This is a genomic window from Sporosarcina sp. P29 (genome assembly GCF_002743265.1).
GTDB lineage: Bacteria > Bacillota > Bacilli > Bacillales_A > Planococcaceae > Sporosarcina.
This window is the reverse complement of the sequence record NZ_PDYX01000003.1, coordinates 113,332-130,938: the sequence shown is the minus strand read 5'-3', so window position 1 is coordinate 130,938 and position 17,607 is coordinate 113,332. Positions and strand designations below refer to the sequence as shown.

The following is a 17,607-nucleotide window of genomic DNA, read 5'->3' as shown; positions in this document are numbered from 1 at the left end:
CTCATTTCTTCGAAGAAAGGTTAAAAGATCGAGGTTGGTTCACGGTTAATCGACATGACCAAGCCGTCTTTTGCCCAACTTGTTTTGTAGTGTTTCAACAGTTGTTGCAGAACCGGTATAAGTGCGGGTTCATGTTTGTATTTTATCAAACTTTGATAGCGATATCTATTGTTGAGACGACTGATGGCGGCGGCTGTCGGTCCGATCATGACTGTACCAGGTGATAAACGCTCTGCCATAAATTCAGTGCCTTTGTGTGCATAGTCAGCTGCTTTTAATACATCTTCATGACTGAACTGTACAACCGTCACATAATAGTACGGTGGATAACCGAGTTGTCTTCGTCTATCCATTTCCATTTCATAAAAAGGTACGTAATTCTGTGTTTTAGATAATTCAATCGCGTAATGCTCAGGATCATATGTCTGAATAACCACTTCACCTGGTAGTTGATCACGTCCCGCTCTACCGCTCACTTGTGTCAATAGTTGGAATGTTTTTTCGGCAGCGCGGAAGTCCGCCAGATGAAGAGAGGTATCGGCTGCCAATACGCCTACTAACGTGATGCGTGGAAAATCCAATCCTTTGGCAATCATTTGAGTTCCAAGTAAAATGTCTGCTTTTCCTTCACCAAAATCATATAGCAGTCGTTCATGAGCGCCTTTTGTATTCGTCGTATCAATATCCATCCGAATTACGCGAGCTTCAGGTACTAATTTATATAATTCTTCTTGCGCTTTCTGCGTTCCAGTTCCGAAGAACCGTATATGCTCGCTTGTACATTGCGGACATTCCGTAGGTACCCGCTCTTCATGACCGCAATAATGGCACTTCAAACTTTCGCTAGCGCGGTGGTATGTCAATGAAATATCGCAGTTCGGACATTCAACAACCGTCCCGCAATCACGACAAAGCACGAAACTCGAAAATCCACGTTTATTAAGCAACAAAACAATTTGTTCTTTTCTCGCTAACCGATCTCGGATCCCTTCAGCAAGTGCCACAGAAAACATCGAACGGTTTCCTGCTTTCAGTTCTTCTCGCATATCCACCACTTCAACACTTGGCAACGCTTGATTCTTCGCGCGTTTTGATAGCATTAATAATGAATAGACCCCTTTGGAAGCCCGAGCATAAGACTCTAATGAAGGTGTCGCACTTCCTAAAATAACAGGACACTGATAGTACTCAGCACGCCAAATAGCTACATCTCGTGCGTGGTATCTCGGTGATTCTTCTTGTTTATAGGTAGTCTCATGTTCTTCATCAAGGATCAATAACCCCAAGTTTGTAAAAGGAGCAAATACTGCTGAACGTGCACCAATCGCAACTTTCACTTCACCACGATGAATCCTGCGCCATTCATCATATTTTTCACCAGCAGACAGGCCACTATGCAAAACTGCAACCAATTCTCCAAACCGACCTTTAAATCTGGCCGTCATTTGAGGTGTCAAGGCAATCTCAGGTACGAGCACAATCGCTTCTTTTCCTTGTTTCAACACATGATCGATAGCCTGTAAGTAAACTTCCGTCTTACCGCTTCCCGTAATACCGTGAAGTAAAAAGGTTTCTTGAATGTTCTTGTCACTCGACTGTTCAATCGCGGAAAGAGCAACTTGTTGTTCGTCTGTTAGTTGTTCCGGTTTACCGCTATCTTGCATTTTAGGCGATTCTAATTCACGGTACACTTCAACTTGCGATTGTTCTACTATTTCTTTATCTATAAGTGACTTTAAAACAGTAGCTGTAACGCCGGATTCATCGAGGATTTTACTTGCTTCAATTGATTCCGTAGGATGCAGCAACAGCCAACGAAGTAGTTCTTGTTGTTTTTTTGCATTTGGATGTACTTCATCCAGCGCAGTTTTCAGTTGCTTCGCATCCGGTACATGAATCATTCTCACTTTTTTCATTTTGGTTTTTTGTTGGATTGCCGTATCAATTTCAACAATCCCTAGTTCATTATATTTCTTTACTTCATTTAATAAGTTGGCATCTTGAATAGCTTTCAATGTGACTTGCTGGCGATTGCCCAAAAATGCACGGAATGAGTCGTCAAGCTCTTCCGGCTTAATGACAGTCATGATCTTTTCATATTTAGCACGCATAGCTGCAGGTAACATAACTTGCAGTGCATCGATTTCGTAGGCAATCGTTTCCGTTGCCATCCACTTTGACAATGCTAATAATTCTGTAGATAAAACCGGCTCTAAATCTATAATTTCCGCTATTGGTTTGATTTTATTAAAATCTAGTTCGCTTTCCTCTTTAATCCCCGTTACATAGCCCGCAACTTTTCGTGGACCAAAAGGAACTTTGACCCGTAATCCCGGTGCCATGACATGTTCCCAATCAATAGGAACGGCATAATCAAACGGCCGGTCAATTGGATAGGCTGCTACATCTACAATGACTTCAGCGATCATGCAGTTTACTACTTTCTTGCTGAAGAATGGTTTCAAATAATTGTTCGGCCAGTTGAACTTTCGGCATAGCGGAAAAAGGAATTGCGTCTCCTTCTCTAGAAAGCAATGTCACAACATTTGTGTCACTACCAAAACCGCCACTAGGATCGGTGACATCATTGACGATAATATAATCCAGATTTTTAGATTCTAATTTCTTTTGTCCATAAGCAATCACATCTGTCGTTTCTGCTGCAAAGCCAATGAGTAATTGATGTTCTTTGCGCTTTCCAAGTGTTTTAAGAATGTCAGTAGTCCGTTCCAATTCAAGTACATCGTCGCCATCTTTTTTCTTCATTTTCTGACCATGGATGCTTTTTGGTCGATAGTCTGCAACAGCTGCCGATTTTACTACAATCGATGCATCATCATACTGACTGATTACAGCATCAAACATTTCAGCGGCACTTTCTACATGTATCACCTGAACGCCTGTTGGAACTGATAGCTCGACAGGTCCTGAGATTAGTACGGTATGAGCACCCAGCTTCTGTGCTGCTTCCGCCATTGCGTAACCCATCTTGCCACTTGAAAAATTGGATACATAGCGGACCGGGTCTATACGTTCACGGGTTGGACCAGCTGTAATGACAACTTTTTTACCGCGTAACGGCTGATAGGAAACTTCGTTAAAGTGATTGCTAATTAACTCAGTAATTTTTTCAGGCTCTTCTAAGCGACCTTTACCTACATAACCGCAAGCTAAAAAACCTTCTGAAGGTTCGATAAACTGATAGCCATCCATATGCAATTGGTCAATATTACGCCTAACTGCGGGATGGGCATACATATGTACATTCATTGCAGGCGCAATCCAAACGTCTGCCTGTGTTGCAAGTAAGATAGTCGTCACCATATTATCTGCAATTCCGTTTGCAAGTTTGCCGATGACGTTAGCTGTAGCGGGCGCCACGACCACTAAATCGGCCCAGTCAGCTAGATCTATATGTGCAATGACGCGGGAATCTTTTTCATCAAATGTATCAAAATATACATCATTGCGTGACATGACTTGAAAGGATAATGGCTGAACAAATTCTTTCGCAGAATCGGTCATCACGACTTTTACATTCGCGCCTGCCTGACTCAATTTGCTGACGAGCGCGACAGCTTTATAAACTGCGATACCACCTGTGACGCAGAGTAAAATGTTTTTATTATCGATCTTCATAGAACTCTCTTCCTTTCCAAAAATAATAAACTCCCTGAGAACGGTTGAATTCCAAGGGAGTTGTTTTTATTTCAAATCATACTTCATCTTCGTAAATAATTGATTCGTCTGCTGCAATGTTGATCAAGACGCCTGCTGCTACTTCTTCAAGTGCTCTACCAACACTTTTTACCGAGCGGTATGATTGAAGTGATTCATTCTGCTTTTCTTGTAGTTCACGCGCACGCTTAGCTGCCAATGTAACTAAAGTGTATTTAGAATCTACTTTTCCTTTTAGTGAATCAACTGATGGATATAACATAGTTTATTCTCCCTCCAACATCTGTAAGTATCTCTGTTCCACACGTTCTCTTCTGCAATGCTCTGCCGTAACTATCGCATTGATTCGATCACATGCTTTGGAGACCTCGTCGTTCTCTACTACATAATCGTACAGGTGCATCATTTCGAGTTCTTCTCTTGCTTTTAATACACGGTCTGCAATGATATCAGATGCTTCTGTGCCTCTACCAATCAAACGAGTTTCCAGGTCACTTAAACTTGGAGGTGCCAAGAAAATAAACAGGCCGTTTGGTACTTTTTCACGCACTTGTGCTGCACCGACTACTTCAATTTCAAGGAATACGTCACGACCAGCGTCAAGTGTTGCGTTAACGTAGTCGAGTGGTGTTCCGTAGTAGTTCCCTACATATTCTGCGTACTCGAGAAGTTTTCCTTCTCCGATCATTTCTTCAAATACCTCTTTTGAACGGAAGAAGTAGTCAACGCCGTCAACTTCACCTTCACGCGGATTTCTTGTCGTCATGGATATGGAATATTCGTAATTGGTGTCCGGACTTGAAAACAATTCTTTTCGTACGGTTCCTTTTCCGACGCCGGATGGACCAGAAAGGACGATAAGGAGTCCTCGATGTTTGTACATGTAATCCCTCTTTGTTATGTATTCATTAGCACGCCATACCTGTTACGCACCGTTGATTTGCGCTTCAGGCGGACGCTTTCCAGGGGGCGTGGACTTGAGCCGCTTCCTTCACTTCGTTCAGTCCAGGGTCTCAAGACACACGCTAATCCCCTAGGAGTCGCCGCCTTACGCTCCAATCAACTAATAATGCTTCCTAACATGTAACTTTAACAAGAAAGTCTAGGAAATACTAGAAATTTATCATTAAAATGAAAAGGCCCATGTGTGCAATCTGTTCATATTATACCATAATCATACGATGAGTGCTAAAATGGAACAAAACGAAATGAAAGAGGAATCCGTATGGCATTTGATGGTTTATTTACGAAAGCAATGGTAAGCGAACTGCAACAACTGAAGACTGGTCGGATTTCGAAGATTCATCAGCCGAATTCTCAAGAAATTATTTTTCAAATCCGCGCCAATAATAAAAATCATAAATTATTAGTATCGTTACATCCTTCATTTTCACGATTGCAGTTGACTGAAGAAGTGTTAACGAACCCTCCAGAGCCACCGTTGTTTTGTATGGTATTACGCAAACAACTTGAAGGCGGGATGATTACGTCGATTGAACAGCTTGAAAATGACCGGATTGTAAATATCCATGTTCAAGCTAGAAATGAATTGGGTGACCAAATCGAACGGAAGTTAGTCATTGAAATCATGGGGCGTCACAGTAACTTGATTTTACTGGACGCTTCACGCGATATGATTATTGACAGCATGAAACATTTACCACCTTCTGTGAACAGTTACCGTACTGTTTTACCCGGGCAACCTTATATTCCGGCACCACCACAAGATAAAGTGGATCCGTTCGAGGTAACCGAAGTGGAATTCAATACACTGGTAGGCGCTTTGCAGGAACCAAAAGACGTAGTAAAACATTTCGCAGGTTTTTCCCCATTAACCGCTGCGGAATTATTGTCTCGTTTAGAGGATGATAAGCAATCATTTACTGTGTGGCGATCATTTCTTGAGAGCTTCAGCTTGGGTGCGATGAAACCAACTGTCGTAGAGAACGATAGAAAAACTTTATTTTCTGCAATTGAATTAACTCATGCACAAGGAACCAAGCAAACGTTCACAACTTTAGGTGATTTACTCGACAAAGTATATTTTGCGAGAGCGGAACGGGAACGCGTGAAATCTCAGGCCATCGATTTAGAACGTTGGTTGTCAAATGAGATTGCCAAATTAGAAAACAAAACAAAGAAATTGCAAAAAGAACAAGAAACAGCACAAGACTTGGATACGTTAAAATTATATGGTGAATTATTAACCGCGAATAGTTACATGCTGCATAAAGGTGATAAAGAAGTAACTGTAGAAAACTATTACGAACAAGGCACAACCGTCACCATTCCACTTGATCCAAGAAAATCACCAATTGATAACGCACAACGCTATTTCTCACGTTACTCAAAAGCAAAAACAGCACTTGTTCGGATTGCAGAACAGCTTGAAAAAACTAAAGACGACATCGAATACTTCGAAATGGTCAAACAGCAAGTATACCAAGCTTCTCCAATCGATATAGAAGAAATCCGTCAAGAATTAGTAGAACTTGGATTCATGCGTGCTCGTAGAAGTAAGAAGAAAGTAAAGCTGAAGAAACCAAAACCGGAAGCATTCGTTTCTTCCACAGGTATTCCAATCTCAGTAGGAAAAAACAATAAACAAAATGACTACCTGACATTCAAGCTAGCGGCTCGAGATCACGTATGGCTTCATACAAAAGACATACCTGGCTCACACGTCGTCATTCACGACATCGACCCAGATGCTCAAACAATCGAAGAAGCAGCGGGACTCTCAGCGTACTTCAGCAAAGCCCGGGATTCATCTTCCGTACCTGTTGATTACACACAAATTCGTCACGTCAAAAAGCCTTCGGGCGCAAAGCCAGGTTTCGTCATTTACTTTGAACAGAAAACAGCGTTCGTTACACCTGACGAAGATTTAGTACGTAAACTCCGAAAATAAAATCATTGTATAGTTAAAAAAGCTGACCACTTTCATTAGTAGTGGTCAGCTTTCTACTCCTATAATCAATTCTTCAGCATTCAACAGTAGGGAATAGTTCCCCCTAGAACGTCAATCAACGACGCCCCCTCTTTCCTTTTCAAAGTAAAAAACGGCTCCAGAAGTTGGGAACCGTTTTTTACTTATTCACTTACAACGTGCCTTGCTTCAACTTTGCATGCCATTCCATCAATTCATTCATGGACTCTTCCTTAACCGCGCCTTCTTCCTTCGCAACTTCAGCAAGCGCCGCAAAGTTTGTCAAGCTATGATACGAAAGATTCGCCTCCGCAAACTTCTCATCGGCTTTCTGCAACTCGTATGTAAAGATCGAAACAATTCCGCATACTTCTACGTCTTCTGCGATCAACGCATTCGCTGCATTCAGACTGCTTCCACCTGTCGAAATTAAATCTTCAATAATAACAGCCTTTGCATTCGGCTCGATTTTCCCTTCGATTTGACGGCTCTTACCATGTGCTTTAGCAGTAGATCGGATATAGACCATCGGTAACTTTAGAATATCTGCAACCCATGCTGCGTGCGGGATACCCGCTGTTGCCGTTCCAGCAATGACTGTAGTTTCAGGATAATGAACGCGGATCAATGCCGCAAGTCCTTCTGCAATTTCTTTGCGTCCTACCGGATCTGCCATAGTTAAGCGATTATCACAGTAGATCGGTGACTCGATTCCCGAAGCCCAAATGAACGGCTCTTCTGGATTGATTGCAACTGCTCCTACATTTAATAGGATGTGTGCAACTTCTTTTTCTCTCGTCATGATGTAATTCCCTCCCACAATGTCTTTATATGTTGATAAGCTTCAAGCGGATCGTTAGCACCTGTAATCGCACGGCCCACTACGATATGTGTAGAGCCTTCCTGCTTTGCTTTCGCCGGAGTTGCCACTCTCTTCTGATCGTGGACATCACCTTGAGCCAAGCGTATTCCAGGTGTCACTTTGAAGAAATTCTTGCCGCATACTTGTTCAATGATTTTAGCTTCTTGTACGGAACACACCACACCATCCAACTGTGCGGATGAAGCCAATTTCGCGTAATGCTCTACTGATTCACGAAGCGGTACGCTAATTAGTTGTTCTTCTTTCACTTGACGGTCATCTGTCGATGTGAGTTGAGTCACTGCGATTAATGCAGGACGTTTAACGCCTACAGCAGTTCCAGCTTCCAGTCCTTCAAGTGCTGCTTCCATCATCGGCTTGCCGCCAGCCGCATGAACATTGACCATATCCACTTCAAGTGAAGCCAATACTTTCATTGCTGATTTAACCGTGTTCGGAATATCATGTAATTTCAAGTCTAAGAAGATGGAATACCCTTCATCCTTCAATCGTGCGATCATAGCAGGTCCTTCTTTATAGTACAATTCCATTCCTACTTTGACATTGACCGAGTGATCAAATGCTTTTAGGAAATCGAATGTCTTTTCAGCTGAATCAAAATCTAATGCGATAATTGGTGAGTGGTTCATACGCGATGACTCCTTCCAACCAATTCTGAAATGTGGTCAATTCCCAGTTCATCCAATTTTGCTGGTAACTGCTCGATGATGGTTGGACAAATAAATGGGTCAACAAAGTTTGCTGTGCCTACCGCTACTGCACTTGCACCGGCAGACAAAAAGTCCACGACATCTTGTACACACGTAACGCCACCCATTCCAATGATTGGAATGTTAACCACTTGGCTTACTTCATAGACCATGCGAATTGCCACTGGTTTAATGGCAGGACCAGATAAACCACCTGTTTTATTCGCAATGACCGGCTTACCCGTCTTTTCATCCAGACGCATGCCGACCAATGTATTGATCATCGTAATGCCATCTGCTCCACCTGCTTCTACCGCCACTGCCATTGCTTTAATATCCGTGACATTTGGTGACAGCTTTACATAAACAGGTACAGAAGAAACCGCTTTGACAGCTGCCGTCAGTTCTTTTGCTATTTCAGGATCTGTGCCAAACAGGATCCCTCCACATTTAACATTCGGACAGGAAATATTTAATTCGAGTGCATGAACGTTTGGTGCATTTGAAATTTGTTTCGCCACTTCTACGTAATCAGCAGTTTCAGATCCTGCGACGTTCGCAATGATAGGAACATCGAATTTCTCTAACCATGGTAATTCATTACTCAACACGCCTTGTAGCCCAGGATTTTGAAGACCAATAGCATTCAACATGCCCGATGATGTTTCAGCGACACGTGGTGTTGGGTTACCGTAACGCATTTCTTCCGTAGTCGCTTTAATCATGATGGCTCCAAGCTTTGACAAATCGTACAGATTACCATACTCCTTACCAAAACCGAAACATCCGGATGCAGGCATAATTGGATTTTTCAATTCAAGTCCTGGCAACGTCATCGCTAATCTATTCATATCTGCACCACCCCTGCTGGAAATACTGGCCCATCCGAACACACTTTGACGTATGGCTGATCTGTTGCATTTTCATTCGTATGACAAACACAAGCGAAACAAGCCCCGATTCCGCAACCCATACGTTGTTCAAATGATAAGAATCCTTTTTTATGCACATACGCTTTTTGTACAGCATCAAGCATCGGCATAGGTCCACAACTATAAAATGTTTCAAAGTCATCAGATATCTCACTCATGACGTTCGTAACAAATCCTTGTGTACCGTTACTGCCATCAACTGTTGCGATATATGTTTCACCTAAAGCCGCAAATTCTTCTTCATAGAAAACGACTTGATCCGATTCGAAACCAAGAATGTGAATACAGTTCACTCCGTTTGCAGTTAGCTGTTTTGACAACTCATAAAGAGGAGGCACACCGATTCCGCCACCAATCAATACAGCTGTTTGCCCAGCCGCTGTTTCTTCAACGGGAAAACCATTTCCTAAGGGTCCTAGTACATTCACTATATCTCCCTCACGCTTTTCAGACAAAAGCGAAGTGCCTCGTCCTTCTGCGCGATAGATAATAGTCATTTCATCTTTCTCAGGATTAATTTCGGCTATTGAAATCGGACGTCGTAATAACGGTTCAAATGAATCCGACACTCGTATGTGAACAAATTGGCCCGGAGAAGTAATTTCTCCGACCAACTTGCCTGTTAATTTCATTTCAAAAATATTTTTCGCGATTTCCTGTTGCGATTCGACGGTCATCAAATCTTGGATAATCATTGAACCACCTGCGGCTTTGGCATAGCATCCGTCTGGAATGTCATGGATTCGATGACGGATAACATCGCTGCAGCTGTGTCAATCGAAGTTAAGCAAGGTACACCATTTTCAACTGTTTCGCGTCGAATTCTAAAGCCATCACGTGCCGGTTGTTTTCCTTTTGTCAAAGTGTTGATCACCAATTGCGCTTGTCCTTTTTGGATAACATCGATCAACGTCGGACCTTCTGTTCCGATTTTACCTACTGTTCTCACTTCAATATTTTCTGCTTCAAGTACTTTAGCCGTACCTTCTGTTGCCACAATACGATATCCCGTTTCAATGAAACGTTTTGCGATATCAACAATTTCTTCTTTATCTTTATCGGAAACTGTCATTAGCACAGTACCGTATTCTTTTACTTCCATTCCAGCCGCTACTAAGCCTTTGTACAAAGCTTTTTCCAATGTTACATCTTTACCCATTACTTCACCTGTTGATTTCATTTCAGGCCCAAGTGTAATGTCTACACGACGAAGCTTTGCGAAAGAAAAGACTGGTACTTTGACATAGACGCCTGCTGGTGCTTGTGCAAGTCCGTCGGTATAGCCTTGTTCCAAAATAGATTTACCCAAGATCGCTTGAGTTGCGACATTTGCCATTGGGATATTCGTAATTTTACTCAAGAATGGTACTGTACGGCTTGAACGTGGGTTCACTTCGATTACGTAAACTTGTCCTTCTGAAATAACGAACTGGATATTCATTAACCCGCGAATTTTGAGCCCAAGTGCCAAACGTTTCGTATAGTCAGCAATCGTTTCGATCATGGATTGCGACAAGTTTTGTGGAGGGTAGACTGCAATTGAGTCACCCGAGTGAACGCCTGCACGCTCGATATGTTCCATGATGCCAGGAATTAACACCGTTTCTCCGTCACAAATTGCATCGACTTCGATTTCCGTTCCTGTTAAGTACCGGTCGATCAATACTGGATGTTCAGGGCTAGCTTTTACCGCGTTCTCCATGTATTGAAGTAATTCCTCTTCATAGTAGACGATTTCCATTGCACGACCACCTAATACATACGATGGACGGACTAGAACTGGATAACCAATTTCTGTTGCGATAACGACTGCTTCTGGAACTGATAAAGCCGTCTTTCCAAGTGGCTGTGGTACACCAATTTCATGCAAAGCACTCTCAAATTTATCACGATTTTCTGCACGGTCGATATCTTCAAGTGATGTACCTAGAATTTTCACGCCGCGCGCTTCCAATTCATCCGCTAAGTTAATCGCTGTTTGACCACCGAACTGTACAATGACACCTTCAGGTTGCTCAAGATCTACGATATGCATGACGTCTTCAATCGTTAACGGTTCGAAGTACAACTTATCAGAGATTGAGAAGTCGGTCGAAACTGTTTCAGGATTATTATTGACGATGATTGCTTCATAACCTGACTGTTGTATAGCCCATACGCAATGTACGGTCGCATAATCGAACTCGACACCTTGTCCAATACGGATTGGGCCTGAACCTAAGACGATCACGCTCTTCTTATCCGTTCTTACAGATTCATTTTCGTCTTCATACGTACCGTAGAAGTATGGTGTATCCGACTCATATTCCCCAGCGCATGTATCCACTTTCTTATAGACAGGAACTAAACCTTGAGCTTGTCTCCAGTCATATACTTCACGTTCTGTTGTTTTCCATAACTTCGCAATCGTCATGTCAGGGAATCCAAGACGTTTTGCTTTATAACCAATTTCCTTATCATACGGATTATCTTTCAATATCTCTTCATACCGAACAATGTTTTCGAATTTACGTAAGAAGAATAAATCGATTGCGCTCCACTCGTGTATAGTTTCGATTGTTACACCCCGACGTAATGCTTCTCCGATGAAGAATAGACGCTCATCGCCAGCTTTGCGAATCCGTTGTTCGATCCATTCATCGGACATTTCATTGCCACCTGGAAGTGATAAATCGAATTGACCTGTTTCCAAAGAACGGACAGCTTTCATGATGGACTCTTCAAAAGTACGGCCCATCGCCATTACTTCACCTGTCGCTTTCATCTGCGTACCCAAGTTTCGTTTCGCCGATTCGAATTTATCGAATGGCCAACGCGGGATTTTCGTTACTACATAGTCTAATGTAGGCTCAAAGCAAGCATACGTATTACCTGTTACCGGATTCATCATTTCATCCAGCGTTAAACCGACAGCAATTTTCGCAGCAAGTTTCGCGATTGGATAACCTGTCGCTTTGGAAGCTAATGCAGATGAACGACTCACACGCGGGTTCACTTCAATAATGTAATAATCAAAGCTATCCGGATCGAGTGCTAGCTGTACGTTACAGCCACCTTCGATTTTCAACTCGCGAATGATGTTCAATGAAACGTTACGAAGCATCTGGTTTTCACGGTCAGTTAATGTCTGACATGGCGCCGTTACGATAGAATCTCCTGTATGGATACCCACAGCATCGACGTTCTCCATGTTACATACGACAATTGCATTATCTGCGGAGTCACGCATTACTTCATATTCAATTTCTTTGAAGCCTGCGATGGATTTCTCTAAAAGACACTGTGTAACTGGGCTATATTTCAAACCGCTCGCTACGATTTCTTCTAAATCTTCATCATTGTGACAAATTCCGCCACCCGTTCCACCAAGCGTAAACGCCGGACGGACGATCACTGGATAACCAATTTCCTTAACAAATGCATAGGCTTCATCGATGTTATGGATGATATCACTGTCTGGAACAGGTTCACCCATTTCATTCATTAATGTACGGAACAAATCGCGGTCTTCCGCTTTATGGATTGCATCGAGTTTTGTACCTAAAATCTCAATTCCTAGTTCATCTAGAATTCCTGATTCGTGCAATTCAATGGCCATGTTTAAACCAGTTTGACCGCCTAGAGTCGCTAGTAGTGCATCTGGGCGTTCTTTACGAATAATGCGGCTAACGAATTCAAGTGTGATAGGCTCGATATATACTTTATCCGCCATTTCAGTATCCGTCATAATAGTTGCTGGGTTTGAGTTAATCAGAATGACTCGATACCCTTCTTCTTTAAGAGATAAACAGGCTTGTGTACCTGCATAGTCAAATTCTGCTGCTTGTCCAATTACAATTGGACCTGAACCGATCACGAGGATGGATTTTATGTCAGTACGTTTAGGCATTAGTATTCTCCTTTCGGTTGCTTGCAGTCATTAGTTGAATGAAACGCTCAAATATATAGTTAGAATCTTGTGGTCCTGGTGATGCTTCCGGGTGAAACTGTACAGCGAATGCTTCCAGCTTTTCACTTCGAAGCCCTTCAATACAATTGTCATTCAACGCTCTATGTGTCACTTCAAGACCTGTTCCTGCTAAAGAATCTTCAAGTACTTCATACCCATGACTTTGCGCTGTTAGATCTGTACGATTCGTATTCAAGTCTTTTACTGGATAGTTACCGCCAATATGGCTGTTCTTCATTTTCGCTGTTTTAGCACCGCATGCGAGGGCAAATAATTGATGGCCCAGTCCGATACCGAAGATAGGTTTCTTGCCAAGTAATTCCTTGATTGTCTCGACTGCACCTTCTACGTCCTCAGGATTTCCTGGTCCATTTGATAATAAAATTCCGTCTGGGAACAACGCTGAAATTTCTTTTGCTGATGTATCGTGAGGTACGACTATAACATCGCAGTCCTTCTTATTTAATTCACGCAAAATGCCATGTTTAATACCATAGTCGATGACGACGACACGCTTGCCTAAGCCTGGGCTTGGATATGGACGCTTAGTAGATACTTTGGCTACTAAATCTGTAGGCAATTCATATTGTTGAAGTTCTGCAACAGTTGCATCGGTATCGATCTCTTCTCCAGCAGCAGTTAATTTCCCTCGTAACGAACCTTTGTCACGTAATAGGCGTGTTAGTTTACGCGTATCAATCTCTTGGATGCCTGGGATCCCTTTTAAGATAAGCAAGTCTCCTAGTGACATGCCGCTACGGAAATTTGAAGGCTCTTCTGTCAACTCTCTGACGACTAAACCGTTGATTGCTAGGTCGATGGATTCATAATCGTCTCGGTTAATACCATAGTTACCGATTAGCGGATAGGTCATTACAACGATTTGTCCACAACCTGAAGGATTTGAAATCGTCTCCTGATATCCTGTCATGCCTGTTGCAAACACAGCTTCTCCTATTGAAGCATTTTCTGCTCCAAATGCTTTTCCTTCAAAAATGGAACCGTCTTCCAATACTAAGTATCTTTTTGTCATCATTGACCATCCTTCCATACGATGTTCCCACCGAAAATTGTCATTACAGGCCATCCAGCGCATTCTACTCCGTCAAATGGTGTGTTCTTACCTTTTGAAACAAATGTCGTACGGTCGATTTTTTGTTGCTTTTCCAGATCAAGTAATACTAGATCTGCTTCAGCACCTACTTCAAGCTTACCGTACGGCAAGTTGAACACTTCTGCAGGCTTCACTGTCATCCAATCAAGAAGTTGTTTGAGTGTCCAGTATCCTGGCTTGACGAAATTTGTATAGAGTAAAGGAAATGCTGTTTCAAATCCTGTGATGCCAAACGGTGCTTTTGCAAAACCTACTGCTTTTTCATCCGCTGTATGCGGTGCGTGGTCAGTTGCAATACAATCTAATGTGCCATCCATCAAACCTTCACGTAATGCCTCGCGGTCTTCGATGGCACGAAGCGGAGGATTCATTTTCCAATCTGCATCATCTCCAGGCACATCATCTTCTGTCAACAACAAGTGGTGAGGGCTGACTTCCCCTGTTACATGAATACCTGCTCTTTTTGCGTCTCGGATTACGCGAACCGATTCTTTTGTGCTGACATGACATACGTGATAATGTGCGCCCGCCGCTTCCGCAAGTAAAATATCGCGTGCAATATGTACGGATTCTGCGATGGAAGGAATTCCTGGTAAGCCTAGTTCTTTATTACGTTTTCCTTCGTGCATTGCGCCACCATAGATTAATGTATTGTCTTCGCAGTGCGCCACAATAGCCATGTCGATCTTCGCTGCATCTTGCATCGCTTCGTACATCATACCTGCTTCTTGTACACCTACACCGTCGTCCGTGAAAGCGAATGCGCCATGTTCTTTTAATTCAGAAAGATTAGTGCGTTCTTTTCCCGCTTCTCTGATTGTGATCGACGCATAAGGAAGCACACGAATTTTAGCATTGTCTTTAATTAATGTATTGACCTTTTCAAGGTTTTCTATTGTGTCAGGTACTGGACGCGTATTGGGCATTGGACAAATTGTCGTATATCCACCTTTAGCTGCCGAATGTGTACCTGTTTCAATTGTTTCTTTATGTTCCCCACCTGGCTCACGCAGATGTACATGTACATCGATGAACCCCGGTGATACGAGTAACCCTTTTCCTTCGATTACTTCATATCCGTCTGTTGCTAGTTGATTACCTATTTCCGTAATCTTTCCATCTGCAATTTTAATATCTGTTTCAACGATCTTGCCTTCTTCGTTTACCATTTGCACTTGTTGAATTAACGTGTTCATATTACTTCCGCCCCTTCAATATAAGTTCTAGAACAGCTGCCCGAATGTAGACACCGTTTTCTACCTGTTTAAAAATTCGTGATTGTGGACTTTCTATTAAACTATCCGCTATTTCTACATCACGATTTACTGGAGCTGGATGCATGATGATTGCACCTTTTTTCATTCTAGCTGCTCGTTCTATAGTTAGACCGTATTGCTCGTGATAAGCAGCTTTCGTATATGCCATCTCTGTATTGTGACGTTCGTGTTGTACTCGAAGGAGCATAACAACATCACTCGTTTCAATTACTTCGTCCCAATTATCGACACTGTCGAATTCCCCCGCCCATTCTGGTGGGCAAAGGAACGTGACCTCAGCTCCTAACTTCCGCAAAGCTTCTGCATTTGAGCGAGCTACACGACTGTGAGCGATATCTCCCGCAATCAATACTTTCAGTCCTTCAAAATGACCGAATTCCTCTTGTATTGTGAAGATATCGAGCAGGGATTGTGTCGGGTGTTGACCTGACCCATCGCCTGCATTAATGATTGCAACATTCGTTCGTTTAATTAGTTCTTCATAGAAACCATCTGCTGGATGACGAATGACTAAGGCATCCAAACCTATTGCTTCCAACGTCCTAATCGTATCATACAAAGATTCACCTTTTAAGGTACTTGAGAAACTCGTCTCAAAGGGGATGATTTGCGCGCCTACTTTACGTTCTGCCATTTCAAAACTTGTTTTCGTTCTCGTACTCGGTTCAAAAAACAAGTTGCAGACGGTGTATGTTCCAGGCAATTCCCTGAAGCCTAGCCGCTTAAAAATCGCTGCCCGATCGAGTATGAGCATGATTTCTTCCACTGTCAGGTCTTTCATTGAAACTAAATGTTCCATCAGATGTTCCTCCTTCACGAAATGCAAGTACTTCATGCACGAACTGCTTTTTGTTTTTATTCTTCCTCATCCATCAAGGTATCATCTGTTTTACCTGGCAATACTAGGTTCAGCAGAACTCCGACAATTGCAGCCAGTGCCATACCACCGATTTGGAATGTTTCGCTTATGTTGATTGTCGCCCCACCGATTCCTATGACGAGAATGATGGATGCGATGACAAGATTCCGCTGATTATCAAAGTCGATCTTGTGGTCGATGAGCATCCGCATTCCTGATGAAGCGATGATACCAAACAACAGAATGGATATCCCGCCGAGTACTGCTGTAGGAATCGTGGCAATCAACGCCATAATTTTACCTATAAAGGAGAAGAGTATCGCAAATACTGCAGCCCCCATGATCACATAAACACTGTAGACCCGCGTGATAGCAAGTACACCGATATTTTCACCGTATGTAGTTTTGGGTGGTCCTCCGACTAAACCACTCATTAGTGTCCCCAGTCCATCGCCAAGCAATGATCTGTGTAATCCAGGATTTTCAATATAATTTCGGTTTACTACTTTTCCTAGAACAAGTTGGTGCCCAATATGCTCAGAGATAGTGACAATCGCGATTGGTACCATAATGATCAGCAATGTCGGTGTTACGACGAACTCGTAATCAACACCCGGAATCAGCATCTCCGGTACCGCAAACCACTTGGCTTCTACCACTTGGCTAAAATCTAGAATACCAATGAAAGCGGAGTAGATATATCCAACTACGATACCTATGAGAACTGGCATCAAGCTGATAATTCCTTTAAAGAACATCAAGCAGAATACTGCCGAAGCCAGTGTTACTAAAGCCGCGGAAAAGTGTAAGCCACTGTATACATCCGCTCCGTTAACATTAATCGTGCTCGCCATACTAATAGCTGTCGGTGCAATGGCCAATCCGATGACCATAATGACAGGTCCCACTACAATAGGTGGTAATAACTTCATAATCCAGTTGTAGCCAGTTTTATAAATCAGTAACGATATAATCGCATAGACCAATGCCACGAACATACTACCGATCATTGCGCTTCCTATACCACCCGATTGTGTCGCCATCTGAATCGGTACAATAAAAGCGAATGAAGAGCCTAGATAGGCTGGTACTTGAAACTTTGTCACGATAATAAATACGATCGTTGCGATTCCACTCGTTAATAGAGCGATGGCAGGGCTTAAACCTACTAGTTGTGGTACTAAAATTGTAGCGCCAAACATGGCGAACATATGCTGTAAACTTAGTGCCAGCCAGCGAATAGGTTGCGGTTTTTCATGTACATCCAATACTTTTACACTCATCTATCATTTCCCCC

14 protein-coding genes are annotated in these 17,607 nt (G+C 42.6%); 1 reads left to right on the top strand and 13 read right to left on the bottom strand.

From position 1 onward, the window contains the following. Positions 1 to 20: 20 nt before the first annotated feature. The 4 genes from priA to gmk form a co-directional block, all read right to left on the bottom strand. Complete coding sequence (gene priA / locus CSV68_RS04235) at positions 21 to 2,429, bottom strand: primosomal protein N' (RefSeq protein ID WP_099661530.1); 2,409 nt, start codon at positions 2,427 to 2,429, stop codon at positions 21 to 23. Then, positions 2,419 to 3,639 carry a bifunctional phosphopantothenoylcysteine decarboxylase/phosphopantothenate--cysteine ligase CoaBC gene (gene coaBC / locus CSV68_RS04230; RefSeq protein ID WP_099661529.1) on the bottom strand — a complete coding sequence of 407 codons (1,221 nt, stop codon included), beginning with the start codon at positions 3,637 to 3,639 and terminating at the stop codon, positions 2,419 to 2,421. Before coaBC ends, priA begins: the two co-directional genes overlap by 11 nt. 76 nt (positions 3,640 to 3,715) lie before the next feature. Then, positions 3,716 to 3,940: a DNA-directed RNA polymerase subunit omega gene (rpoZ, locus tag CSV68_RS04225; RefSeq protein ID WP_099633127.1), complete on the bottom strand. Its 225-nt coding sequence runs from the start codon at positions 3,938 to 3,940 to the stop codon at positions 3,716 to 3,718. Between the two features lie 3 nt (positions 3,941 to 3,943). Beyond that, complete coding sequence (gmk, locus tag CSV68_RS04220; RefSeq protein ID WP_099633126.1) at positions 3,944 to 4,561, bottom strand: guanylate kinase; 618 nt, start codon at positions 4,559 to 4,561, stop codon at positions 3,944 to 3,946. Between the two features lie 342 nt (positions 4,562 to 4,903). Here gmk and CSV68_RS04215 point away from each other — a divergent pair, with 342 nt between their 5' ends. Then, entirely contained in the window at positions 4,904 to 6,589 is a 1,686-nt protein-coding gene (locus CSV68_RS04215) for an Rqc2 family fibronectin-binding protein (protein WP_099661528.1), read from the top strand. A 190-nt stretch (positions 6,590 to 6,779) separates the two neighbouring features. On the opposite strand, the gene pyrE is transcribed toward CSV68_RS04215, so the two are convergent. Genes pyrE through CSV68_RS04170 form a run of 9 tightly spaced genes read right to left on the bottom strand, consistent with a single transcriptional unit; the run spans position 6,780 to position 17,593 of the window. Continuing rightward, complete coding sequence (gene pyrE, locus CSV68_RS04210; RefSeq protein ID WP_099633124.1) at positions 6,780 to 7,409, bottom strand: orotate phosphoribosyltransferase; 630 nt, start codon at positions 7,407 to 7,409, stop codon at positions 6,780 to 6,782. Then, the gene (gene pyrF / locus CSV68_RS04205) at positions 7,406 to 8,119 is read right to left on the bottom strand and encodes an orotidine-5'-phosphate decarboxylase (protein WP_099633123.1); all 714 of its coding nucleotides are present in this window, start codon (positions 8,117 to 8,119) and stop codon (positions 7,406 to 7,408) included. The genes pyrE and pyrF overlap by 4 nt, the downstream gene beginning before the upstream one ends. Continuing rightward, a complete protein-coding gene (locus tag CSV68_RS04200; protein WP_099661527.1) occupies positions 8,116 to 9,030 on the bottom strand; it encodes a dihydroorotate dehydrogenase in 915 nt (304 codons plus the stop codon). Before CSV68_RS04200 ends, pyrF begins: the two co-directional genes overlap by 4 nt. Then, positions 9,027 to 9,806 (bottom strand): dihydroorotate dehydrogenase electron transfer subunit, encoded by a 780-nt coding sequence (locus tag CSV68_RS04195; protein ID WP_099661526.1) that lies wholly within the window; start codon positions 9,804 to 9,806, stop codon positions 9,027 to 9,029. Before CSV68_RS04195 ends, CSV68_RS04200 begins: the two co-directional genes overlap by 4 nt. Then, a complete protein-coding gene (carB, locus tag CSV68_RS04190; protein WP_099633120.1) occupies positions 9,803 to 13,000 on the bottom strand; it encodes a carbamoyl-phosphate synthase large subunit in 3,198 nt (1,065 codons plus the stop codon). Before carB ends, CSV68_RS04195 begins: the two co-directional genes overlap by 4 nt. Next, positions 12,993 to 14,093: a carbamoyl phosphate synthase small subunit gene (locus CSV68_RS04185; RefSeq protein ID WP_099661525.1), complete on the bottom strand. Its 1,101-nt coding sequence runs from the start codon at positions 14,091 to 14,093 to the stop codon at positions 12,993 to 12,995. Before CSV68_RS04185 ends, carB begins: the two co-directional genes overlap by 8 nt. After that, positions 14,093 to 15,370 (bottom strand): dihydroorotase, encoded by a 1,278-nt coding sequence (locus CSV68_RS04180; protein WP_099633119.1) that lies wholly within the window; start codon positions 15,368 to 15,370, stop codon positions 14,093 to 14,095. The genes CSV68_RS04185 and CSV68_RS04180 overlap by 1 nt, the downstream gene beginning before the upstream one ends. Before the next feature lies 1 nt (position 15,371). Further along, positions 15,372 to 16,250 (bottom strand): aspartate carbamoyltransferase catalytic subunit, encoded by an 879-nt coding sequence (locus CSV68_RS04175; protein WP_099633118.1) that lies wholly within the window; start codon positions 16,248 to 16,250, stop codon positions 15,372 to 15,374. A gap of 56 nt (positions 16,251 to 16,306) precedes the next feature. Then, positions 16,307 to 17,593 carry a uracil-xanthine permease family protein gene (locus CSV68_RS04170; protein ID WP_099661524.1) on the bottom strand — a complete coding sequence of 429 codons (1,287 nt, stop codon included), beginning with the start codon at positions 17,591 to 17,593 and terminating at the stop codon, positions 16,307 to 16,309. Positions 17,594 to 17,607 lie beyond the last annotated feature (14 nt).